A 24,119-nucleotide genomic window follows, 5' to 3' on the forward strand; every position below is an offset into this window, starting at 1 on the left:
CCTGCTTGGGTTATTGTGCTGTTTTCGGTTCAAGCTTTGCGTTAATGGCGGCGATTTCCGCACTGGCCGCTGCATTACCCGCTGAAACAGCGTCACTGTTCACGCCATACCCCGCGTCGGCGGTTCCCGCTTGTTTTTCATCTGCATTGGCTGCAGAGGTGTAGGCATTGGATTTTTCATTGTCATTACTGGAAACGGACTTATCCGCAGTGGCGCTTTCCTGATAACTGCTTGCCATAGAGCCCCATGTTGCCCGCAGATCGCCGGTTCGCGCACTGCTCGCATTACTGTTATCGGCTTGATCCAATTGCTGTGCTGTCGCTTGTAATGCAGTAGCGTTTTTAGACTGTTGCTCGTAATTCAAAGCCTTCGCTGCATTTACTTCGGCCTTTATTTGCGCGGCGCTCATCGCTGCTTCCTGGTTGTTCAGGGCCGTGTTCATGGCTGAACTGTTGATCGCCGGCCCTGATTGGATGATCCCGTTGGCTTTCAAAGACGCTTCGGCCTGTGCATCAGCCTGTTGAACCAGGTTGTTGTTCAATTGCAGGGCGTCAGCATCCGCTTCGGATTGGTCGGCCTGATAAGTCTGCAGGTCTTGATCAGCAGTATTGGAAGTGGCATTCGCATCCTGCTGGTACCGCATACTGGTGGCGGAATCCGCAGATGCACCATCGCCCCACATTGCAGCGCTTTCTGGTGTAGGGGCCACAGAGGCTGCTGCACTGTCAGATGCAGCCATTTCATTGGCGCTGACCGCATCCGCAGAGCGGTTATTGGCATAGCTCTGTTGGATCAGAGAATTTTCTGCGTTTTGTGTAGCCGCATTGGACAGATTATTCACCTGGGTCTGCAACTGGGTATCCTCTATGGAACCCGTTCCACTCGGCCCGGTTTCTGCAGGGGTCGTTGGCAATGCAGCAGGTTGCTGACCTTCCTTCTGGTTGATCGCCGCGATGGCTCCATTGGCATTCGCCATTCCTTGGGCGTCACTTTGATAGTTCTGGTTGCTATGGGCGTCTGCCACCGTGCCAGGTGTCGAGGATATGCTGGTTCCGCTTGTCGGCGTAGACTGAAAATTCTGGCCTGTGGTGCTCTCCATGCTGGATATACTTTTGTTGGCTGCAGCGTCTAACGAGGCAATCTGGCTGGATGCACTCGCATCCCCTTCACTACGTGATGCACTGTTGTTTCCTGCATTCGCGGCCTCTGTGTTCTGGCTCATGGAACTGGACTGGCTACCGATGGCATTCACTGCGCCCTGATAAGCCTGATAATCCGCATTGCTATTCTGTGCAGCAGAACCCGCCAAAGTGGATTGCTGACTGGCCGTCTGATCCATGGCTTGGGCCTGTTGAACATCCTCATTCCAGAGCCCATAGTAATACTGGTAGCGGCCATAATAATAACTGGCTGAATCTGCATATTGCCCGCTATTGTTGATGCAATCAGATTTTCCGTCTGCTACACAGGTGTTATAAGCAGAAGATGCGCTATTGTAGGCATTTTCGTTGTATAGGTAGTTACTCCAGTCTCCTTCGTAACGGTTTTTGTAATTGCCTTCAATGCCCATGAAATAGGGATCTGTAGCCGCATTGTATTGGTTGTTCGCCAGGTTGCTTGCCGTTTGAGACTGACCACCCAATGCATTGCCTGTATTCAGGGTCTCATTGTTTTGATAGGTGTCGCTGTTTGCATCCGCATTGAACCAGTCCGTGGCAGCCTGTATGACTGAATGAGAAATCCCCGTGTCGTTTGCCATAGCCTCCGAAGAGTAATCAGAAGATCCGGCGAAAGCCGGACCAGGCAACAAGGCAAAAATAATCGCCGTCGCCAAACGCTTCTTCATAGAATAATTACGCATGCGCTGCTCCCCCTTTTGTCCACAAGTAACCTTGCCCGAAATCTGCGCCTGTTTCCAGTGCTATTTTCATATCGTCATGTGTTTCAATCATCTCCAAAAGCACTTTGCAACCGGATGACTGCAAAGACTCGACCATCCCTTTGATGTAGAGATGACCAGTTTTCGGATCGCTCTTTCGCGCATGATGGAGCAGGGCGCCATCAATTTTCGCAAAATGGGGTTTGCAGGAGATCGCTCTGCCCATTCCATCAACACCGCTTCCGATATCGTCCACAGCAATCATGAAGCCACTTTTCTTGAGTCGTGCTATGGATGCCAGAATATCCGGCAATAGCCCATCATGGAAAGAATGCTCTGTCCATTCAAGAACAATTTGCCCTTTCGGTAAATGACCAACAAGATCCATGATGTCTACATCCAGCAGATGTTCGCCATCCAGGTTGATGAATAACAAGCCTTCCATATTCTTTAATAACCTCGGCACTTCCGTGATTAAATACGCATAAAAGAATCGCCATCCACGCAGGTCAAAAGCCGGACAAAACTGTTTCCCGGCCAGCAGTTCATATCCCATGACAGAAGCATCCAGCAAAGAAACCAGTGGTTCGAGTCGGTAATGAAAGGCATTCACATGAAAGTTAGTCTGTGAAATTATAGGGTCTGTTTGCGACATGTTTTTTCCTCAATTTAATCAAAAAACTATTCACCAATACTTTCGGCCATCCTGCATCATCTCTATTTCCCGATAAAGAGATTTCACCCAATCCGATATGTGCCACCCAAAAAACAAAGATAGTGGGGTAACCATGCAATAAAAAAAGGTTTGTCCAGATGGGATCGAAAAATGGAATATCCAGAAAATAAGTGTGAAAATTCCGTAAAGCAGGGCCACCACCATCAAAAATAAAATCATGACGACAAACAGTATCGTCAGCAGGATAAACAAAGGCTTTTGCGATGTTCTCATTCGTCAATGCCTCCCCGACTTTTGTTTTTAGTGCGAGCAGGTGAACGACGCTTTGCGTTATCCGGAATGGTTTTTTGGTTTTCAGCCCTGCCGCGTTCCTGCTCTCTGACCTTTTTACGTTCCAGCAGTTTTCTGTGCCAATAAGCCGCAAAGCCTGTCGTCGGCGCCTGGGAGTCTTCCACTTTCATCTTCTTCTGGTAATCCAGTTCATCATCAAGCGCTTTTTCAGGGATGGGCGTACTGTGCCAACGACTGTCCGGAATGATGGTTCCATAGTCTTCTACGCCAACGCCTCTATCCAGTCCCGTCAACGCCACCAGGTGCCGTAATCCCAGTTTCTGTTCGCTACGCGCACGCTGCATACTGGCGGTCTGATAAACGATATGCGCACGGTTGTCCGTGCCCTCAATCAACAGGTAACTTCGTTCATTCTGCTCATCCAGCCCCGTCCCGAGAATCCGGCCCACCAGGCGTTCTCCGGCATGCAGTTTCGTGACCTGAGGCACGCAACGGGGTTCTGTCATCAGCGCCCGAGCTTCAGAGAGCATCTTCGAGCGCGTTTGCAGGATTTGGAGCTCTTTTAACGCTTTGTCCCATCCGGGTTCCAGGCGCCAGACAACAGGAGCCACCTTGTCGGCAACGCCGATCTGCGTCAGCGCTTCCAATCGGCATTGTCGAAGGCGTCTCTCCATCATTTCCTTGGGAGTTCCTTCGGCTACCATGGGTTCTTGTACAGACACATAACCCGTGTCAGCATCTCTTTTTGCACGAGACTGAATATCCCGATCCAGTTGCGTGAACCGTCTCGCCGTGATTTCCAGTTCTCTCGCCCGCAGCACATCCATTTCTGTGCGGTATCCCATTTTCTCCGTCAGGATGTCGGACGATATCGCCCGCATTCCACGACGAATCATATCTGGTTCGATTTGCAGATTATTTTTCCCGCGAATCAATAAATGCACATGGGGGTGACTGGTATTGTGGTGATCAATCGCGGCCCATTCCAGATCCTTGCCCATCTCACTGCTCATCCGCCGCATAAAATCGCGGGTATATGACCTTAATGACGCCGCATCCATGGGATCTTCCGGTGCCAGAATGACTTTGAACAGATGGGGATCATCCGCAATCTGCCAGTGATTCAGTGTAGCGGGCATCGACACCTGATCCGATGTGGCATCAAACCCGTGGGCTTGTACTTTCTCACCATTGGCAGTTTGCTGAACTTCTTCCCGTTCCAGGTATCGACCGTGCGCTTCCCATTGGTCTGGTTTGCGATTCTTGGTGTAATTCACCTTGACCGTGCAGCGACGTGCTGCCGCTCGCAATGCAGGGCCTCTGGTCGCGGGACGATGCGGCATGGTTACGCCAAAGCGGGGTAACAGGGAACGTAATTTTGGTGCCTTGAACCCACCCGGGTGACGGGCACGCTGTACCCGGTTATGGACCACGGCTGCTGAAGCCCGATTCCGGCCACTCGGCGCTTTCCCGGGACTGATTCGCTTGATCGCTTCAATGCGATCTTCCATCGTCTCAACAGAAGAAAGCGGCTTCACAGGAAATCACCTATCAATGGCAGCAATAATCCACCCACAATCAGTATCCCCGCCAACAGGTTGAGCGCCTTCCGTGGCTTTTCTTTCTTGACCTCCCGGGCATAAAGTAAAACGCCAATACCAGCCACTGGAAAAAGCAAAATACCGACGGGTGCATTCAAGAATGCAGAAGCCAGCCCCCCATTGGGATCCCATGCGGGGAACCTGCCCGTGGAAATAATGGCACCCAGCGCCATACCCAATACCAATGGGATTATGCCCGCCAAAAAGGCCCACAAATGGGGCGTGTGGTCCTGGCTACGGGACGCTATTTCATCCTTCACCGTGGCAAACAGTTTTTCGGTCACGGCATTCATCAGTTCATCCGCATCGATGGGCGGAAGTACCACCACGGGCGGAGCGGGGGACGGGTTATGTCCGGGTGCAGAAGTAGACTGGCTTGCTGTCCCTTCCAGAGCAATTCTGACTGGGCCATCACTTTTCTCTGTCCGGTCCTCTACCCTTGATAATTCATCCTCTACAACATCGTTTAATGGATTGCTGCCTGCAGGTCCGCCGTCTGCAAGACTGTTATCAATCAAAATATTTACATCTTCGCGCAACGCATCCATCTGATCAGAGAGATCTGTGATTTTATCCAATACAGGGGCAAGCCATTCAGAAGGGAAGGGTGCAATGGGGTCCTTTGAAACTGCAGATTCATCGCCTGGTTCCGATTCGGAAGGTGCCGTATCACTTACTGTTGGTTTGGGTGCTTTTTTTCGGGGGGATTCTGCACGCGGCCTCGGTGCCCTTGGTGCCACCGGTATCGGAACAGGATTTTGGAGCTCCTGCTCAACCATTTTTTCCAGATCATCCAGTTCCATGGTGGAATCGTCCGGCAGGACAGTATCTGTACTCTGATCGGACGATTCGGGCATTTACCACCTCAGCAAAAGAAAAATCTATTTGGTATAGCACGAGAAGAATGAACATGCCTTACGGGGTGTAAGCCTTGCAGGCGGCATGCCTTACAACAGGCTGTAAGTCCTGCTGGCAGCATGCCTTGCAGGACGCGCTGATGTTTTCGGAAAACACCATGATTAAAGTTCCATCCCCTTGGAAGGGGATTTCGCTCGTTCCCGTGGACGGTTCATGGTTTTTTCCGACGGTCCCAAACGATTTTTGGATTGATCCACTTCCAGTGCCTTTTCATAGAGTTTTTTACCCAAGGGGGTAGCAGGCTCTAGTTCAATGCCGTGTTTCACAGCCATCGCAATGGTCTGCATCTGGAAAGCCGGGGAGCCTTCAAAGCGTACCGGCTCGCCAAACCGAGCACGCGCTTCCAACAGGGATTTTTCCGTCACCGCTTCGCGACGCTCACGGGCGGCAGAACCCAGGCCGATTATTGCTCTTCGGGTTACGGTGATTTTGTCCCCATGATCATAGATCAATGGTTTACCACGTTGATCGGCCATCAGCACTTCGGGCCGCTGCTTGCGGGCAAACGGGGGACGGGTCTCCGGTGAGGGGGTCTGTTCCCGCGACGTTTCAGGGCTGGGTGACGCTTCTGGCTGAGGAAAAAGTGGTTCGGCCTGAATGGGACGGTCGGCCATCTTCTTCATGTCTTCTGCGATATCCCCTGCAGATTCTACTTGTTGGGTTTTTTCAGGTTCCTTGGATTTATCGGGTTCTTCAGCCTTCTCGACCGAAGGTTTTGCGGCGACTTCCTGTGGTTCAGGCTTTAACGGCTTGTCAGACTGCAGGGTCCTGGCAGGCTGCTCTTGTTCCTGCTGTTTCTCAGCAATCACGCCTGTCATGAAATCGAATCGGTCCGGCTCAATTGCTCCTGAACGTGCTCTGGCTTCATACAACGTTTTCAGATCCGCCGGTTCTTTCTCCATCTTTTTTGCGGCAGCTATGGCTTCTTCCTGCGTAGCAAAGTTCAAAGTTTCAACCATCACTCGATTGCCGCCATCCCTGAACAAGGCGTGATCCTGTTTGAATATGCGATTGACCTGCCAACCTTTGAAATCATCGCCCTCCATGGGCATTTCCGGTGTCATACGAGCTCCCTCGCGCACAACCAGTGCTGCAACGCGCACCTCAGAGCTAAAACCTTCTGGTAGCTTGTCCGCGCCATGCGCAGCAAAAGGCCGATAGTTCGGACGTTCAACGGTATCCAGACCTTGCTCTTTCCCCTGTTCAGGGGCGGTCTTTTTCACGTCTGCAAATTCCAGCCCTTCACGATCCGCCATTTCCTGCAATTCCGCAGCTTTGTCTGAACTCATGCCCCGCCCCGCCCACACCTGCTGCTGTGCTTCGACTTCCTTGTCCAGCCAGTGCGGTTCAGGTGTCATGTCATTCCCGACATTCGTTCTTTCTACATCACGCGGTTCAAATACCGGTGATTTCAGATTGGCAGCCATATCGTTGAGCTTTTCCTGCTGCTCCAGGGCGTTACCCAACATCTTGTCCATGGCCGATTTATGCATGGGGTCCTTCATGTTGGTCCCGGCAATTTCCTGGCGAATGGTTTCCGCCCGCTCACCTTGCGGTATATCCGTAGTTGGCAATTGCTCGGGTTCCACATTTGGCATTAAAACCCGTACCTTCAGCCCCTCATCACCCAGGTCTTCCACCTGATATTTTCTGGATTTGTAAGTTTCCATCACGCTATCTCCATATCTTTTCACAAAGCCCATAAACCGATTGTCTTTCATTGCGGTTTCAGGCAGAGGAGGAGGGTGGTGATACTGGGTAGGACGATCAGGTGTGGTCAGTCTTTGTGTGTTCTGATCCGATTCGGATAGAGTCGATTCAATTCTTGTTCCATCCACGCGCTGGATGCCTTCATTTCTCGCCTGAGCGAATCGATCTCGGAGGGCGTCAAGCGATACGGCTTTGCGGATGTGTCCGGCTTCGGCTTGTGTGAGACATTCGATGCCATAACCCCATTGCTCCTTTGCAAAGGCTTGCGTTGCTTGCTGTCCATGTTTTGTGAATATGGATTGTAGCATGGACCCCCGAATGGGCAAGTGTAATGCGCCTTCGTGGGCGACGCCGACTGCGGCACCCAGAACTGTCCCCTCGTGTGACTGAATATAGCCTCGCAAGGATGCCAAAGTACCGCCCATGGTCAAGGTGTCGTCCAGCAGGATGTATCCCGCGTTGCGGTTTATCGCACCGTCAAATTCCGAGTGAATAACCAGGCGATGATCTGCACCAGATCCTGTTCGATACGAACGGGTGACCTGAAGGACATTCGTTTCTGTCTCCCAATCAAGTTGGTGCACCAAGTTTTTAGCAAATGCAAGAGGAATTCTATTATTTCCAACGGACTCTTCGGCCAGGACAGGCAACAAAACCGGATGTGCATGCTGTGAGCCCATTTTGCGGATGGCGTCCACAAATTCTGGCCGAATCAGCCGCTTCGCCAGATCAAAAGCAGCTTCATCATCACCCGCTTTTGCAGCCAAATACTCTGGTTCACGTTTTAACGTACCCAGATCTCCATTGCGCAGCACATCTGGAAAATCTCCCCAGGGATATCTCTGAGGTTTGATATTCTGTGCTATATGTTTGTTGACAAGAGGGGTTTTATCGTTCACAGTTTCCCTCGTCGCTTCTGAACTAGCATGAACGGTGTCTTTACTGTGAAGCTGATTCTCCGAAGGAGAAGTAACCACTTTTGTCCCTGGGTTGAAGGGGTTCTCAAAAGAAGACTGGATGGGCCCGTCCTGCTCCAAGAGTGGTTTCTTCTCCTGCAGGTATTCTTTTCTGCACAATGAAGCCGTTTTCACCGCATAGTAGTCTTCAGCGTTTTCTATGTCCGGAATACCTGGTTCCAGGCGGATCATGGCAAATCTGTCTTGATCCATCCCGTGCACACGTAGGGTCAAAGCACCTGAACCCGCCTGATAGATTTTGTTGTATTTCTGGATTACTGAGGCAACAAATGCCTCTACGGATTCAAACCCGCCTTGGCGGATCTGATCTCCATGCCGTTGTTCAATATGCTGTAGATCGCTCTCTCTTAGTCGAATAGGCCCCGCCTGACGACTGATGATTTTTGCGGCGCCCTTCGGTAAATATCCAAAGTCATACCCGCCATCCGGAGAGCGAACGAACATTATCCCACTTCCCATACGGGACCATCAGGGTCCTGTAGGCATTCCCGGTAGAATTCCACGTCTACACCCATTTTTTCGGCGACCAGTGATTCCGGTAACTGCTTCGCGACCACAAGAACCCCGCAGATATGCCCGATATAGTCCAGTGCCGCTTTTACAGATTCCAAGTTGTCCGGATAGGAAGAAAACAAATGCACAACATCGGTATCGCTTTCGCGTAAAAGCCGATCAATGGCGTTCTTGTATTCTCCTGCACCCAGGCTATCGTCTACCTTCTGCCAATCCTTTTCATTGGTAGAAATCCACAATAATGCATTGTCTTGCCCACTGTTCTGTCGATCCCGTTTAAGCCATCCCAACATAAATCCCCCTCACAGACCCAGACTATGTAATGCCAGTTCTTTGCCTAACTCCTTACGGATAGCTTTCCCTGTCGTTTCAAAACCCAGGGACTCCGCTTTTGCCGCAAGACGCTGAATTCTTTTTTCCGCCAACAGGCGTTGCGTCGTTCCTACCGGGAGACCCGATGGATCTGGAAACGCATGGATTTGCTGCAGAATCCGTGTCAACTCCCGTTGATGCTTTTTGTCGGTTTGCAGGGCACTTTCCGCCCATATGGTAAGATCCGTTGCCATACTCATGGTTTTCCTCCTTACAATGACAAGGTGTTTTCCCGTGCCCACTTATGCAAGTATTCGGGTTCTATCGGTTGATCCGGATCGATTTTCAGACCCAATACGGCAGCAACAATATGCCGTTCCGTTTCATGGGTAGGGTCGGCCAATACTTTTTCCAGGAATTTGGAATCCCGACGATCCAGCGCACGGTTAAAGCGCTCGATATAGGACAGGTAATGATGGTCGTGCGGGTCCACAACACGACCATTTCGACCCAGAAGTTCCGGGCTCAGGCGTATCTTACGCGCCTGTTCCCGGTTCCTTGTGATCACGCAACTTCCTTGCCGACGTTGCGGTCCTTGCCCTGGCCCAGGCGGGTATCCAGGATTTTTTGAAGGTTCTTCATGCCGGGGCTGGTAATGTCCGTGCCTTTAGCTGGGTGCAAAAGTGCGGTGTTTTTGCTTTTTCCTTGTATCGGCGTCTTGCTCTTGCTTTCAAAGAACTGCACCTGGCGGTCTTCACCTATCTTGGCACCAAAACCATCACCGCGTATTACCAATCCACCATCTTTCCCATCTTTGACTTCCAGCTTAGATTGCCTGGAAATCAGATTTTTGTCTTCTTGTGCTGTTAAGGTCGCCAGTAGATTGCCTTCCTTGTCTGGATATACTCTCAACGAGTACCATTTTTCCTCACCGTTTGCTCCTTGTTCTGCTGATAGCAGATTTGCTTCATGTCCTGGGAGTGGGCCTTTGTTTTCGACCTGAGTGGGAGCGATTCCTTGTTCCACCATCCGGTTGTGGAGTCCTTCGGTGACTTCTGTGAAATACTTTTCGCGGGCAGATGCGGCGACCTTGTTCAGCACATCCTTGTCCATCCCCTGCGCCTTCAAAGGCTCCTGAGCCGCTGCCGCCAAATCGCGGGCTTTTTCAAAGTGACCTTCAGCCGCCTTGATTTCCTGTCCATCAGGATCTTTCAGAGTAGCCACATGGTCCACAAAAGTGCGGCCATCCTTTTCTTTTTCGCTGGCGAAACCACCCACAGTGACATCCGTACCAGCATGTTCCTTGATGGCCGTATCCAGTTTGGCAATCAGGCGTTGCGCAAATTCTGACTTCATGTCAGCAGACAACGTTGTTTTGCCCTGATCAGATTCCAGGACTACGCGCAATTTGTTGAAAGTCAGTCCGCCGCCCTGAGTTTCAGCATGTTCCACGCCCATCAATTTGCCGCTCAAATTGGTTTCGTAACGTGCGCCATTTTCTTTGAGGATGGACCGAACCTGATCGCGTTTTTCTTTGGTGAAGCCCTTCTTCCATTCGGCATCGCCGATGGCTTTTTTCGCTTCACCAATCGCCTTATCTGTTGCTTCGTCTTTCACGGGCAGAAAGGCATCCGCCAGCGTGTTGAATTCCATCAATCGATTATGCTGTGCCATGGTACGTTCCTCATGCTAAATAACCCCGTAAACTTCCCGGGTACGCATGGGTATAGCACCGACGTTTATGGTATAGCGTGAATACATCCAATCACTGGGAATGCTGAGAAATAAATAGCTATGTGCAAAATCTAGTTGGGAACCTATGTCCTCAGTGACCCAAATACTGGAGATACTTTCTGCGCCAAGAGTTGGAAGATAAATTTGTAAAACTTTTACCTGGACTTTCTCTGGTTAATAAGATGGTGCTTGCTTGCCCAAAGTAGTTGGATATTTTCTTTAGCATCCTTGATTCGGTATTTTCTGCTCGCCCCCGGTGTCAGGGTAGTTGTCGCCTCTCTGAAATGGAGTCAGGTGTAGGGTGGGGGCGGAAAGTGGATTATCGAGATGAAGGGTTATTCAGCAGAACGTAAGGCCGCTGTATTGCAGAAGATGTTGCCGCCCACCAGTTTGTCCGTGGCGGAACTGGCCAAACAGGAAGGGATTTCTGATGTTACGCTGTACCATTGGCGTAAGCAGGCCATAGCGAGTGGGGCGATGAGTGCAGTGACCAAGAAGACAGCAGAGGGCTGGTCTGCCGAGTCCAAGTTGGCAGCGGTGGTGGAAACGGCCCTGCTGTCCGAGGTGGAGTTGAGCCAGTATTGCCGGGAGAAGGGACTGTATCCCGAGCAGGTAAAGGCTTGGAAGCAGGCCTGCCTTGTTGGGCAGCAGACCGCCACCCAACAGAAACAGACAGCGGGTGCGCAAGGCCGTGTAGACCAGAAACGGATTCGCGAGTTGGAGCGGGAACTGCGTCGCAAAGACAAGGCCTTAGCCGAAGCGGCTGCGCTGTTGATCTTGCGAAAAAAATTGAACGCCCTCTGGGGGGACGACGCCGGGGAAGATTAACCCCGGTCCCGGAGCGGCAACAATTGGTCGCATGGATACAGGAAGCTGCTGACGGCGGCGCCCGCCGGTCGCGGGCCTGCGCAGAAGTGGGCTTATCATTACGTACCGTCCAGCGATGGACAGAGGAGCAGGGAATGGTGAAGGCGGATGCCCGCACGACGGTCGAACGACCGGCACCCAGCAACAAGCTGAGTGAAGCCGAGGTGCAGGAGGTGCTGGACGCCTGTCATCGTCCGGATACCGCACACCTGCCACCGACCCAGATTGTGCCACGGCTGGCGGATGAGGGGGTTTATCTGGCATCGGAGTCCACCTTCTACCGGATCCTCAAGGCCGAGGGCATGGGGGCACGACGGGGTCGGGCGCACCTGCCCCGCAAGGAGAAGTTACCCACCACCCATACGGCCACCGCAGCCAACACCGTCTGGTCTTGGGATATCACGTACTTGCCGTCGCCGGTGCGTGGGCAATACTACTACCTCTACCTCTTTGAGGACCTATACAGCCGCAAGGCGGTGGCCTGGGAGGTCCATACGGAGGAGAGTGGCGAGTATGCCGCTGCGCTCATCCAAAGGGGCTTTACGGTGGAGCAATGCTGGCGGCAGCCATTGGTCTTGCACTCCGACAATGGTGCCCCGATGAAATCATCCACCCTGCTGGCCAAGCTTTATGATCTGGGGATCACGCCATCCCGTGGCCGACCACGGGTCAGCAATGACAACCCGTATTCAGAGTCGCTGTTCCGGACGCTGAAATACTGCCCACAGTGGCCGGAAAGCGGCTTTGCAAGCCTTGAAGCTGCCCGGATCTGGGTGCGTGACTTCATCGCCTGGTACAACCATGAGCATCGTCACAGCCGCATTCGCTTCGTCACCCCCGCCCAGCGCCATCGGGGCGAGGATCATGCACTGCTGACGAGGCGCCATGACCTCTATGAGGCGGCCAAGGCGAGAAACCCAGCGCGCTGGTCAGGCCACACACGCAATTGGACACCCGTCGGTGCGGTAGATCTGAACCCGCAGCGGCAGGATAAAAAGGTTACTTAAAAAATGGGTGACGCGACAACTACCTTGACAGACGCCGCTCGCAGAGTCCACTACTGACAAATCAACGAGGTTGAAAAACTTGCCATAGCGTTGAGGATCGCAGACCATTATTCCGTCATGTATTTCGAACTGATGCTCATAGAACTCACCTTCTGCAAGCCTGATGCCTTTGTTTTCATAGTTAATCAAAATGCCGCACTTGTGATTGTTCTCATAGCTCCCCTCGATAAGGGTGAGAACAAGTGGCCTTCTTCCTGCATTTATGGCCTTGAAATAAAAACTGTAGTACTCGCCAGTTTGCTCATGCAGGTATGCGTGGGATTCCGTTTTAAGTCGAGAACGATCACGGAATGCCACATATGCTGATAGGGCGAAGCTGCATACTGATAGCACGATGGCCACGATAGACAGAGTGAGTTGAATTGTCATTATTCAATGGGCAACGTGTTGACCGAATTGTTATGCCTCGACGCCATTCGCTATAGTTCTCCGCTCCAGCAACTTGCTCAACTCGTACTCAAGTATGGCCCCTGATGCGCGAATTAAATGTTCAAGCTGCTCTTCCGTCATGCCCGATCCCTTTTCGCCATTGGGCTTCAAAGGCCAATAAAACCGTGGTTCGTTCATTGCACAGCCCAATCACGGGCTTCTTTTAGAGGATCATGAGAATTCGCCGATGCGTGCAGCTTATGATAAATTGCACGCCCCAAATCAAGGCTCTTAGCATCCTGTCGCATCAGCATCGATCATTCCTTACTGTATGATTCGTGGTATATCTTCACACTGCACAGACTGCGATTCAAGCTTTGCAAACCCACCTCCAAAGCCCGAACAAAGTCCGGGCTGCATTTCACGCATGAGACATCAGATTTCCAAACCCGCTTTCTTTCGCTCCGGTTCGCGCTGCTGTTCCGGTGCCCTGACACGCGCACCGATAACCTGAGGGTTTTCGCCGTCTTTCAATACATCGATTTGCACCCGCTGGCCGGGTTTTACGTCCAGCCTGGTTGCCGCATCATAGGGATAACTATAATTCCCCTGCTGCAGGACCAACGTGCCTTTATCCGCATTATAGGACTTCAGTATGCCCGTGTAGCGACTAATCTTGGGCGGGTCCTTGTCCTCTTGTGGAAGAGGGTTCGGCTCGGGTTGCTTGATGGTCTCGGGATCTGGAGATGTGGCTTTCTGTTCCGGTTCCTTGCCTTTGTTTATCCCCACTTCGGAAAGCAAAACAATGCCTGCCTTTTCGGAAGGCAGAACAATGCCTGCCTTTTCCAGTGCGGGAAGCCATTGGCCCTCGGAGTCCACGTCCCGCGCGGCTTTGATAAACTGCGTAAGCCGTGTGTCTTTCACCGTGCGGTAAATGTTTTCTTCCTTATTCAGTAAACCGTACTCAAGGACCGCCCCCTTTTTCCTGGAAAAGGTATCCGTGAAACCCATTTCAGCACTGCTGGACAGATATTCATGTCCATTCAGCACCACTTCCTGACCCTGCCCATTCCGCGTCCGAATGTGCAGGCTTTTCAGGTCGTCATAGCGGTTTTGCAGATTCTTTAAGGGCTTCTCGATAGCCCGTGCAGCCGCTTTTTCAGCTTGTTCTGATTTCATGGCCTGCACGACTTCTGAACCCGCCCATTTTTCCAGCGTTTCCACCCTGGCCTTTTGGGTCTTGCCCAAGGTTTCTCCGGTCAGTCGCTCAAAGATTTCCTGGCTGGCAGGGTTTTGGCTGTTGTGTCCAATGGTGGACAACAGTTTGGGCAAATCTTTGTTGTCCACCGCGTCGATGAACCGGGTCAGCATCGGGTTATCCGTACTTTCCACCTGAATACCATGCTTCCAGAAAACCGCCTGGCCCATCTCCGATTTGCTCAGGTTCTCGGGATTTTTCAGGAGTTCCTTGCCATGCGCTTTCAGGTTTTCGGTGAATTGGTTGTCAAGTTCCTTGGAAAAAGCAGAGAGATTCTGACCATGCCGACGAGTAGCATTTTGTACGTCATCCATCAGTGGCATTTTGCTGATTTCATCCGGCGTAAAACCCGCCTTTTCCAACGTTAGCCAGTTTTTATTGGCCCCTCTGTCCGGCCCTTCACGAATGATGCCCAGCACGTCATCTACGCCCGCCGGAAAATCCGCACGGACTTTCCGGTGTCCCTCAAAATCCACGGGAGCAAGCTCCTCATGGCGATCTTTGATGGTGTCCATCAAATCATGCACAGAGTCGGGCAAGTATTCGTAAAAATCACGGACGCTTTCCAGTGCAGCTTCCTTTTCGTTTTTAAATCCCGTATCCAGGGCTATGTCCTTGTTGGCTTCTGCGCTCATATCCAGTCCCAGATAGTTCTTGACCATCTTGGCCGCCGGATCATCAAAACCCATTTCTTTCATGGCCTCATTTGGTTTGAGGCTCAAGGCGGTTAGCAGCCGCATACTTTCTTCACTATTACGCTTCTCAAAGTAAATCAAGCTGAGAAAATGCGTGCCATCATCTTTTTCAACATTGCGTAGCACGGCTTCAAAATAATGGGCTTTCCCTGCAGGGTTGGCCCTGTCACGCGCCACAAAAACCGATTCCCCTTTCTCGTTGATTTCGGGAGAAAAACGGACATAGGTCGTATCGGATTGTATACCCATGTTGCCTTTTGCATCTGGGCCATAATCAGAAAGTACGACCCGCCCCAGAAGATCCTGACCACTTGCAGAGGCGAAGACGGACAAGCTTTCGTGCGGAGGTGGTAGATGCTTCGCAACAAACGCAGGGGAGATCTCTGCGCGATCTTTGAGTGACATCAATTCAGGATATTTTTCCTGTTTGATTTCCAGCAAGTTTTGCGGCGTAAAATGGTAATCCAGTTCAGCACCTGCCCGGGTGATTTCCTCAATGTTGATGTACCCCATTTCAGGCGCCCCTTCCCCCAAATCCGCCAGGCCAAAAGCCTGCTTTTGACGCGGGAAGCCAGATCCTTCATTTTCAGGGTCACCACGGTCCTTCTCAATAATGAAAAACTGCGCATTGCCGGGGCCAAAGTAACGCAAGGCCGCCACCTTTTCCGCATCGGATCTGCCGTCCGTTTCATAGGTCTGCGGCATGTCCATGATGATATTGTTCAGTTCCTGCATTTTGTCTCCGTAAAAAGCTTTTCCTTCTTTATCACGAAGCAATTGATCGGTCGCCAGAGCCTGTCTGTCGCCCAGGAAATAGCGGACCTTTTCCGGCACTCTTTCGGGTGTCGGCGAGGTTTTTCCATAATGCAGGTTGTTTTCCGCGTGAAAGGCATTGACGGCTTTTTCAATGCGGTCTCTTCGGGCTGCGGAATGGCCGCCCTTTTCGGCAGAGGCTATTTCCGGAGGCACCACACCACTGACCTGATGCCGGACGGTCTGCTTGAATTTCTCAGGCGGCATGGTCTGTATGCCGGGATAAACCTTCCACTCCTGACCGGACCGATACAGGTTCTGTAATTTAACCTGTTGGTCATCCAGGCCCACCAGAATCGAATTAGTGTTCCAGTCGGCACCAAAATGGTTTTCGTGCGTAGTCACGAAATCCCCCACATGGAATCCTTGGGTTTTCTCAGGTTCCGGAGCCAAAGCACGGTCAAACCCTACCGCCTGCTCCATAGCGATCTCGCGAAACTGTCCGTCCCGCCCATAGATCCGCGCCTCCATACCCTGATCTGGCCCCGTCTCCGCCCGCAGGTGATAACGGACATCACTGGTGTTGGTATCCAGAGCATCGACGACACGACCAGAGAAGGGCATTGACTTGGCATTGTTCTGTTCGTGCGGTTCAAAGCGAACCAAATCACCCACCTGGGGGCGATCCATGCGCTGCGCGCCTTCATTAAGCTGGGAAGCAACCAGTTTCGCGGTGTCAGGGGAGAAGCCACCCGCCTCACCATACTCTACAGGATTATCCTGGATGGCTTTGGCCCATTGTGTAGCCTGTTGTGGGTCGGTACGCCCCTGACGGGTTACGAAGGATTCCGCATTGGCAACAGGGTCACTAAAACCGGCATAATCAGGATGTTCACCTTGCCGAATGCTGTGGCGTTCTTGCAGGAAAGCCACCAGATCGGTGTCGAGTTGGATTTCCACCATTTTTTCCAATCCAGAACGGTCCCAATCAGGATTGAACCTCGAAAGGCTACCATCCGGTCCATAGACTTCTACCCAATTTTTGGGGTTGCCATATGTTTCTTGTGCCAAGCGCAAATCTTCGGGATCTTTCAAATCGTAAACAATCTGTTCTCGCACACCTTCTACCAGCTTCGCCCATGGATCAATAAGCCATTCGTTATTGATCAGCGCGAAGTCGTGCCCCTCATGCCACCCTTCCTTGGATACTGCACAATCTGGGTTATCGGCCACATTAAATCCGACTACGCGAACAGAATGACCCGTCAAAGCCTGCTGCACCTGCAGTGCGTAATTCGTGCAAGCAATGGCATCTGTTCCATCCTTAAAAATGCTGCCGCCTTCACCTTCATGGGCCGTTTCATCATAAATTACGCCCATTGCTTTATCTGTTCCAAAGCGGGTATCCAGCCATGATTTTGTTAAAGTCTGCGCATCCATAGTGAGCGTCTTCTTCAGCGTTGACGCCTGTTCAGGCGCCCGATCAATCTTCAAATCATTCAAATCCGCTATTCCAGCGAAGCTTGCAGCGGCTCCTTCCAGTGTATGGAAAGAAGTTGTTCTTACAGATTCTCCTTTGAAAGAAGCCAGTTGGTATCCACCATCCTCAGATACATCATGCGGAAACTTCACGGTAACCTGATTGTCGGTCTTCATTGGGGCAGAGAATAGATAACCGTTTTCCACAGCATACGCTAGATATTTCGATAGATTTTCTGACGAATCCTGGTGTTCCTGAATATCCAGGCGCAACTGATCAAGGGTAAGCGTCTTCCGGAAATCCGGGGGCGGAACCACCCGATATTTTTCAAAATCCGCTTCCGTGGCAGGGCGCAAGTTGGCCTTTTCGCTGTCCAGCAAATGGAATCCTCCATTTCTCCAGTCGCGTTCGCCGGCCAATGGCGTGAAAAAATCAGGCGCTTCATCCTGGCGTATAAAGCCCAGTGTGTGTTCTTCATAGACAAAATATTTGTCGTTGTCTGCAGGGATTGATTTCACGCTATTGTCCTGACTGATCAGTGGCTCACCCCCCTCAAGAACAATTTTTCGTTCATAGGCATTGACCGCATTTTCAAACTGCTCACGAATCTCCCGATTTTGCAGATTGTCAGAGGCTAGATCCGGAGAGACAACGCCCTTGCGGACTTCGAGCAACTGTTCTTTAAGATCGGCCAGTTGGTGTACGTCATCTTTGCCCGCAGACATGACAAATCCCCGAAAGTCCTGTGATGGGACTTCCCCTTCCTGGTAAGGGTAAATCCATCGGGATGCAACTGCCGACAGTTTGCCGTCATCGTTGGTTCGCAGGTGGGTAACAATGCCCAGTCGTTCACGATCTGCAAACACTCCCTGTTCATTCAGGCTCTTTTCGCGGGTGCGAATCAAATCGCCTACCTGCAGATTTTGAATGTTCGCCATCCTCGGATTTCTCTCTGGATTTTCACGCGCCTTTTCCACCTCAGCGAGTACCGCTTGATCGGCCTGATTGCGAGAATCATCCATACCCATGGTCTGTTTATAAGCCTCCGTGATGGGATCAATGGCGTCCAGGTCAGGTCCGGGAGTGACGGCACCCGGGATGTGCTCTACCATGTTATCCGGCAGTACCATGGGCACGAGGTTATCCCCCCCGCCCAGGATGGGAGCGCCGCTCGGGAATCGATCAATGGACCGCAATCGTGTGGCTTCGCCGGGCTGGGCATTGTCCAGTACGATACCTTCCACCTCCTGTCCAACTTCATTTCTGAACCGCAAATAATCGCCACGAGAAACACCTGGCATTTCCTGTTGTTGTTCCACCGATAATTCCGGCGTCCGTTCGATCAGGTAATCACTGATTTTTTGCGCATCGCTAATGGCATTCATGATCTCTTTTTGTCGATCCTTTTCTGGTAGAGCTCTCAGCCAACTGGTCAAATAAGCTGCCGTATTATCAACCCCAGCAATCACTTCGCGGCCTTCTTCCTGCTTTTGTGCGTCTGGCGAGAAACCGATACCTAAGCTTAAAGCCGTCATGGCAGCAGATAATTCCGCCCGTAGTTCTTCTTTCGCGTATTTTTGAGACCCAAAGCGGCCAGACAAATCCCGATTCAAACGATTTTGGTGGCCGGTAGAATGGGAGAGTTCATGTAGGAAAATCGTGTCGTGGTCGCGACCAGTCTGAAATGTTTCGATGGGCGGCATATTCACTCGGTCCTCCACAGGACGATAAAATGCCCGCGAACCAGAATGCTGCACACCTACACCCATGTTTTCCGCTAATTTGGGGATGCGTTCATCTACAGCATTGTTTCGACCGGGTAATTCTTGCTCCCGATCTTTTGGAGGAATACCGTCAATTTGTGAAGCGTGAAAAACCTTGTAATATCTCACACCCTTACGTCTTTCTTCCGGAGTGATATCCTCTGCTCCAGCGTCTCGCAGCCTCTGGATCTCTTCTTCGGTACGCTTGTGCTTGTAATCTGACCATTTTTCAATGGTCGTACCATGTTCGCCTTTGCGTACCTGCCAACCAGCATCTGCGGCTTGCTTGTAAGTCATCCAGCGATTGTCTCCGGGGTCTGGCGAAAACATCATGAGATTTTCTGCATTGACTCCACGATAAGGTTTACCCGTGATCGCATTGAAAGGCATTTCCATCTCACCGGCGTCCCAGGGCTTTTGCCACCAGGCGTCGTTTTTCTCAATAGAAGTCAGTAAGCTTTCAGCGAGTTCCGCCCGTAGATCCTTCTTCTGCTTATCTTTTCCGCCGTGTGTTTTCTCTTCCCCTGCCATGACAATCTCCTGATCCAATGTCTGAATGATCAGGTATAGCCCGGGGGGTTATGGTATAGCCGCTCGCCGCAACGGTATCATTCGCCAGCCAGAAGTTTATTTAGCGTGGCTTCAGATAGTTCCCCATTTTCAGCCTTTACCAGAGTGACACATTGCACGCCACTTTCTGTTTGCATCTCAAAGCAGTCAATAACCGTTAGCCCCAAAGACTCGGCGACATCTGCCGAAATGAATTTCTCACCAAAAAATGGAATGGCATTACCCAAGCAGGATGACAAAGCCCGTGTTAGCCCCTCTAAAAGATGGACGACCAGCCATAAAAAATGATTTTCGAGAATGTCATAAGCGGCATCTTCATGAGTGCATCGCAACATCCATTCCGCAGAAAATGGCGCATCTGTAAAAACCCAATCAAAAAGCATCGCTCCGCCGATGGCTCTTTCAATATCTGCAGGTTTCCCGTCATAAAGGCAAGACACAGCTTCACGTATTCCACTGTGCTTTTCGATAAACAAAATCGGTAACAAAATACCAATCCGAACATTACCCCCAAGTACCGCAGACAGTATCTCAACTTTTCCCTGCGCCATGGACGCCGTAGCTTTCCAAAAACCCATATACCGTACAGACATCGCCTCCGGTGATGTATCTGGCAAAAAAAGACTATTCATGCTGCCAGATTGCCAGAATCCTTTAACAGTGGATTGTCCTTCCCGATTTTTAATGCGCTGGTCCAGCGCCTGGAAAAGTCTGAGCAACGTTTCTTTGTGTGTTATCCGAACAAATTCAGCCATATGATATTTCCTAATATCCAATAATGCGTTATACCCACTACATCAATGATCAAAAAAACTATTTGCGCTGAAACCAGAGAACCGGAGCCTATTTTCCAGCCATACCAAAACCAGAGCGCATTAGAGATTGTCCAGACAATAAACAACCAGCGCATAGGTGGCGCGTGGTCTACGGCCAGTACAAGCGCTGCCGCAATCGTGAGGAAACTACCAGCGCGACCAGCCCATACCCAGGTCGGCGCGGCAAAGTGAGATAGTGTTATTTCCAACTATAACTGCCTGCGGCATCGACCGCCGTATTCTTGGGCTGTCCGTTGCTGCCGACACTGAGCATGGCCGCCCAATGGCTGCCCCAACGATGTTGATAGGCAAAAGCAAAACTGGACTGGCCGTTATACTCTGCCGTGCTGCCGGCAATGGTGTTGCGATGTTGACCGGCTGCAGCTTCGGCGGCTGCGCCGGCCATGGACGCATCGACAGATCCTACTTTATCGGCAATGGCCTGAGCATCGCCCTTTATACCTTTCAGTCCATCCTCAAACTGCTGCAAATTCACTGCGTCATGCGGTTCTGTGCCTGAGGCCACGTTGGTTACTTGACGATCCAGACCGGACGCTGCGTTACCGACCGAAACAGAATTGGGCCGACGCGCTATGGAGCCATAACCCAAAGCGACGGACCCGCTACCCAGGGCTTCCGAATCCTGGCCGACTGCCGTGCTGTTCGGAGCCAGGGCTTGCGCATGATCTCCCATGGCCGTTGTAGAATACCCGTAAGCCCTAGCATCTGGTCCTACGGCAACTGCAGCATTGCCTTCTGCCCGGCTACCCGCACCATAGGCCGTTGCGCCATTACCGGATGCTTCGGCGTTGTCGCCTTGCGCGATGGCTCCCTGGCCCTGCACCGATGATCCCCGGCCACATATAATATCGCCGGTTCCATTGTCGGTTTGATGACAGGTCAGATTAAACAAATCGTTGCTATGTAGATCGGCCTGTTGCTGGGCCTGGTTCGCATACCCCTGTGCCGCCTGTTCGGATTCCCAGACATCGTTACCGTTGGCCGCCGTGGTATTGCCCTCGGCAATGGTTCCATTTCCGACATTCGAGATCGTGACCGGACCCGTTGTAGCGTTTCCGGCGCTGGCCGTAGCGGTCGGCGTAGTGCTGGTACTGCCGCTGGATGTTGTGTAATGCAAAACACCGGTACTGCTGGCGGTCGCTTGCAGATTGTTCAATGCCTGATTTGTGGCATAGAGTTCTGATCCGTTCACGGCATTGGTACTGGTTGCGCTGATCTGGCCTGCCGCCACATGCGTAATCAGCCGATCATTGCCGGAGGAACCCACACTTACGGTTCCGACCGAGCTGGACCCGGCAACCGAATAGCTTTGACCGCGAATAGTGACGCTCGATGTACCGGTTGGCGCGGTATTGGCGGTGCTGTGTGCCCCCAAGGCTACGGAATTGCTATCCTGTACGGCACTGTCTGTACCCAGAGCTTCTGAATCATTGCCGGTTGCTGAGGATCCATAACCATAGGCTTCTGAGTCTGTTCCGGTCGCCGTAGCGTCTTTACCTACGGCGGTAGAAGGGTCCACTAGTGAGATGGAATCAGTTTTGCCTGCGGTAGCATCGCCGCCAATGGCTATGCTGCCATCTCCGGTAGCGTCTGCGCCACTTCCCTCTGCAACATTGTCATTACCATACGTCGTACCGCCGCCGATAGAGGTGTTATCTTGTGGTGCAGGGACTTCGCCTGTTTCGCCGTCGGTTTCATCGTTGACGCCAAATCTGTCTAAAGGCAGATTTTCGTCATTTACAGACCCGTTGATGACTGTATTATCTAACGGCGCTTCGCTGCTTTGGGTACCTCTACCCGATTGTGCTTCGGTCCCAATTGCCACGTCACTATTGGTTTGCGCATCGTCGCCAATGGCCGTACCGGTTTCTGGCGGAAAAGTGCGTTCTCCAGTGCTGTAAACCGTCGCCCCGGAGCCATAAGCCGTTGCATTATCGCTATTGTTGATGGCAGTAGAAGATGTGCCGCCAGTACCGGATGTGCTGCCGGACCCGCCAACATTGGCCGCACTTTGGGCGACCGTACTGTTTTCGGTGAGTGTACTGGTGTTGCCGTTTTCTGCAATGTATCCACCAATATTGATGTTTCCATCGCCAGATGAATTAGTCTCTCCGCCAATGGCGATGTCACCTGTACCGATGGCGCTGGAATCGTTACCAATGGCTACAGATGTATTGGGTGGGGATACAGCAATAGCTGCAAACGCTTCCTGGGAAACAAAAAGCGCGGCCAAAATGGCGACTAACAAAAATCGTTTTTTCATAACGCCTTCTTTGAATGTAAAGTACAAAAAGCCGGACCCGAAAATCCGGCCTGCAGATTACAAAAAAACGTCAGAACATCATGGAATAACCAATCTGATATTGGTCTGTCGAAAGATGCAGACCCGCCGCACCGGACAGAGGCAAGTGGCTGTATTCATAACCGACGTTGAACATGCCGGGGCCGACCCTGAAGTTCGCACCGGCTCCGGCGTTATACATCAGGCCGCCGATGGTGGAGAGATTGGTCACACTGGTCGCAAAGTCGCGGCCAAAGCCACCCTGGGCATACAGCTTGACGTTGTGGTTGATGGCATAGTCATACTTGACCCGCGCAAAGGCGGTTGCTGCCGACAAGTTGCCGCCCTGGACGTTAAGGGACTGGAAACCCATATTCAGGGAAGGGGTGACCGTACCCAAGCCTTCGCCCAGAGGAATCACCTTGCCGACACCGACGTTGCCTAAGAAAAAATCGGCCTGATTTTCACCGCCAGCGCCCAGGAAATGACCATTCACCTGATAGTCGCTACCCAAAGACTGTTTGGCCGTCAGACTGCCACCTGGCAGGCTCATGTTCAGTCCATCCCCGGCATGGATGCCGATATTGGTAAAGCCGATGCCTATGGTCGTGGCACAGGCGGTCATGGAAAAACCGGAAACGGCTACAGCAATGGCTGCAATACTGATTTTGCGTAACATGGATAATCCCCTCGTGATAAAAATATCGCTTTGGTATAGCACAAGAGAGATGGGGGTTTGATGATGGCGACTTGTAGTGTTTTCTGAAAACAGCAACATGAGCTATCGACGCAAAAAAAGGCACCGTCAGGCGCCGAGAGGGGAGGGTGGTTTGGTGTTAAAGCAGGCTGGCTGCAGATGTCGGATTGTGTTTTCCTGAAAGCTCTTTTTTCATAGCAGCAGAGAAACCAGTATTTGCATTCTTACAAGTAGGCTGGGGAATGGAACGATTCCCTTCGCGATCAATTTTTGAACACCAATGCATTTGTTTTTGCGCCTTCCAATGGTGTTTGGTGTACCAAGCCACTGAATGCCCGGGATATGGGCCATTGTATTCATGCGAACAGGCAGCCAGCCCTGTTGCCAACAGCATTGCAAGGCCAAGACGTGCAGCGATTTTAGAGTAACGCATTGTTTGCATTCCTTATGTTGAAATATGAGTAAATAGTATACTACGACGCAATCAGTAGCAGCACAACCCCTTTATCTTGCGTTCACTTTTCTATAGGTTTTTGTAGATCTAATGTTTCTTATTGCATTGATTGTAAATGGGTTTACAGCGGTTTTATGTGCTTACGTTTTCTGCTTTCTCAGCCTTGATATAGGGAGCCCCCGGGCAATGCCGGGGAACAAGGCTAAAAACGAACTCGTTTCAGTAGTGGGGAATGGGTAGGATTACTATTAAAACAAGCCTCTCCATTCACGATGAAGGCTATGTCATCATCAAAATCTGTCTGGGTTGGGGCAGGGGCTGGATCGGTTCCACCGCCACCGCTAACCCCAGCATCAGACTCGGGAGAGGCAGGGCTATCGGCATCTTCATGTTTCCCGCCGATCAGTTGCAGGCGGTT

Annotated in this window: 16 protein-coding genes and 1 pseudogene; 1 reads left to right on the forward strand and 16 read right to left on the reverse strand. The window is 51.6% G+C overall.

Annotated features, from left to right (window positions below):
* Nucleotides 1-10: 10 nt before the first annotated feature.
* From HAP95_RS07240 to HAP95_RS07285, 10 genes are all read right to left on the reverse strand, one after another.
* Complete coding sequence (locus tag HAP95_RS07240) at nt 11-1,861, reverse strand: hypothetical protein (protein WP_215883613.1); 1,851 nt, start codon at nt 1,859-1,861, stop codon at nt 11-13.
* Entirely contained in the window at nt 1,854-2,534 is a 681-nt protein-coding gene (locus HAP95_RS07245; RefSeq protein WP_215883614.1) for an EAL domain-containing protein, read from the reverse strand. The genes HAP95_RS07240 and HAP95_RS07245 overlap by 8 nt, the downstream gene beginning before the upstream one ends.
* Complete coding sequence (locus tag HAP95_RS07250; RefSeq protein ID WP_215883615.1) at nt 2,500-2,835, reverse strand: hypothetical protein; 336 nt, start codon at nt 2,833-2,835, stop codon at nt 2,500-2,502. The genes HAP95_RS07245 and HAP95_RS07250 overlap by 35 nt, the downstream gene beginning before the upstream one ends.
* The gene (locus HAP95_RS07255) at nt 2,825-4,384 is read right to left on the reverse strand and encodes a DUF3363 domain-containing protein (protein WP_368356564.1); all 1,560 of its coding nucleotides are present in this window, start codon (nt 4,382-4,384) and stop codon (nt 2,825-2,827) included. Before HAP95_RS07255 ends, HAP95_RS07250 begins: the two co-directional genes overlap by 11 nt.
* A complete protein-coding gene (locus HAP95_RS07260) occupies nt 4,381-5,304 on the reverse strand; it encodes a hypothetical protein (protein WP_215883616.1) in 924 nt (307 codons plus the stop codon). Before HAP95_RS07260 ends, HAP95_RS07255 begins: the two co-directional genes overlap by 4 nt.
* Nucleotides 5,305-5,466: 162 nt before the next feature.
* Nucleotides 5,467-8,496, reverse strand: coding sequence for an LPD7 domain-containing protein (locus HAP95_RS07265; RefSeq protein ID WP_215883617.1), 3,030 nt, complete (start codon nt 8,494-8,496; stop codon nt 5,467-5,469).
* Nucleotides 8,496-8,858, reverse strand: coding sequence for a hypothetical protein (locus HAP95_RS07270; RefSeq protein ID WP_024893818.1), 363 nt, complete (start codon nt 8,856-8,858; stop codon nt 8,496-8,498). The genes HAP95_RS07265 and HAP95_RS07270 overlap by 1 nt, the downstream gene beginning before the upstream one ends.
* 9 nt (nt 8,859-8,867) lie before the next feature.
* A complete protein-coding gene (locus HAP95_RS07275; protein WP_215883618.1) occupies nt 8,868-9,137 on the reverse strand; it encodes a hypothetical protein in 270 nt (89 codons plus the stop codon).
* 11 nt (nt 9,138-9,148) lie between these two features.
* Nucleotides 9,149-9,445, reverse strand: a complete 297-nt coding sequence (locus HAP95_RS07280) for a hypothetical protein (protein WP_215883619.1) — start codon at nt 9,443-9,445, stop codon at nt 9,149-9,151.
* Nucleotides 9,442-10,551, reverse strand: a complete 1,110-nt coding sequence (locus tag HAP95_RS07285; RefSeq protein WP_215883620.1) for a hypothetical protein — start codon at nt 10,549-10,551, stop codon at nt 9,442-9,444. Before HAP95_RS07285 ends, HAP95_RS07280 begins: the two co-directional genes overlap by 4 nt.
* 387 nt (nt 10,552-10,938) lie before the next feature.
* Here HAP95_RS07285 and HAP95_RS07290 point away from each other — a divergent pair.
* Nucleotides 10,939-12,485 (forward strand): IS3 family transposase gene (locus tag HAP95_RS07290; RefSeq protein ID WP_215883621.1). Its coding sequence is split into 2 segments (ribosomal slippage): nt 10,939-11,401 and nt 11,401-12,485, totalling 1,548 coding nucleotides; the frame shifts between segments, so codons are not numbered across the junction.
* Nucleotides 12,486-13,349: 864 nt separating this feature from the next.
* On the opposite strand, the gene HAP95_RS17100 is transcribed toward HAP95_RS07290, so the two are convergent.
* From HAP95_RS17100 to HAP95_RS07325, 6 genes and pseudogenes are all read right to left on the reverse strand, one after another.
* Nucleotides 13,350-19,394: a zincin-like metallopeptidase domain-containing protein gene (locus HAP95_RS17100; protein WP_226832636.1), complete on the reverse strand. Its 6,045-nt coding sequence runs from the start codon at nt 19,392-19,394 to the stop codon at nt 13,350-13,352.
* Nucleotides 19,395-19,471: 77 nt separating this feature from the next.
* The gene (locus HAP95_RS07305) at nt 19,472-20,188 is read right to left on the reverse strand and encodes a hypothetical protein (RefSeq protein WP_215883622.1); all 717 of its coding nucleotides are present in this window, start codon (nt 20,186-20,188) and stop codon (nt 19,472-19,474) included.
* A 259-nt stretch (nt 20,189-20,447) separates the two neighbouring features.
* On the reverse strand, nt 20,448-22,532 hold the full coding sequence (locus HAP95_RS07310) for a YadA family autotransporter adhesin (RefSeq protein WP_215883623.1): 2,085 nt from the start codon (nt 22,530-22,532) through the stop codon (nt 20,448-20,450).
* Nucleotides 22,533-22,602: 70 nt separating this feature from the next.
* Nucleotides 22,603-23,229: a hypothetical protein gene (locus HAP95_RS07315; protein ID WP_215883624.1), complete on the reverse strand. Its 627-nt coding sequence runs from the start codon at nt 23,227-23,229 to the stop codon at nt 22,603-22,605.
* A gap of 157 nt (nt 23,230-23,386) precedes the next feature.
* On the reverse strand, nt 23,387-23,680 hold the full coding sequence (locus HAP95_RS07320; RefSeq protein ID WP_215883625.1) for a hypothetical protein: 294 nt from the start codon (nt 23,678-23,680) through the stop codon (nt 23,387-23,389).
* Between the two features lie 223 nt (nt 23,681-23,903).
* Nucleotides 23,904-24,119, reverse strand: a pseudogene (locus HAP95_RS07325) (hypothetical protein); the annotation flags it as partial.

The organism is Acidithiobacillus sulfurivorans (assembly GCF_018853815.1).
Classification (GTDB): Bacteria; Pseudomonadota; Gammaproteobacteria; order Acidithiobacillales; family Acidithiobacillaceae; genus Acidithiobacillus; species Acidithiobacillus sulfurivorans.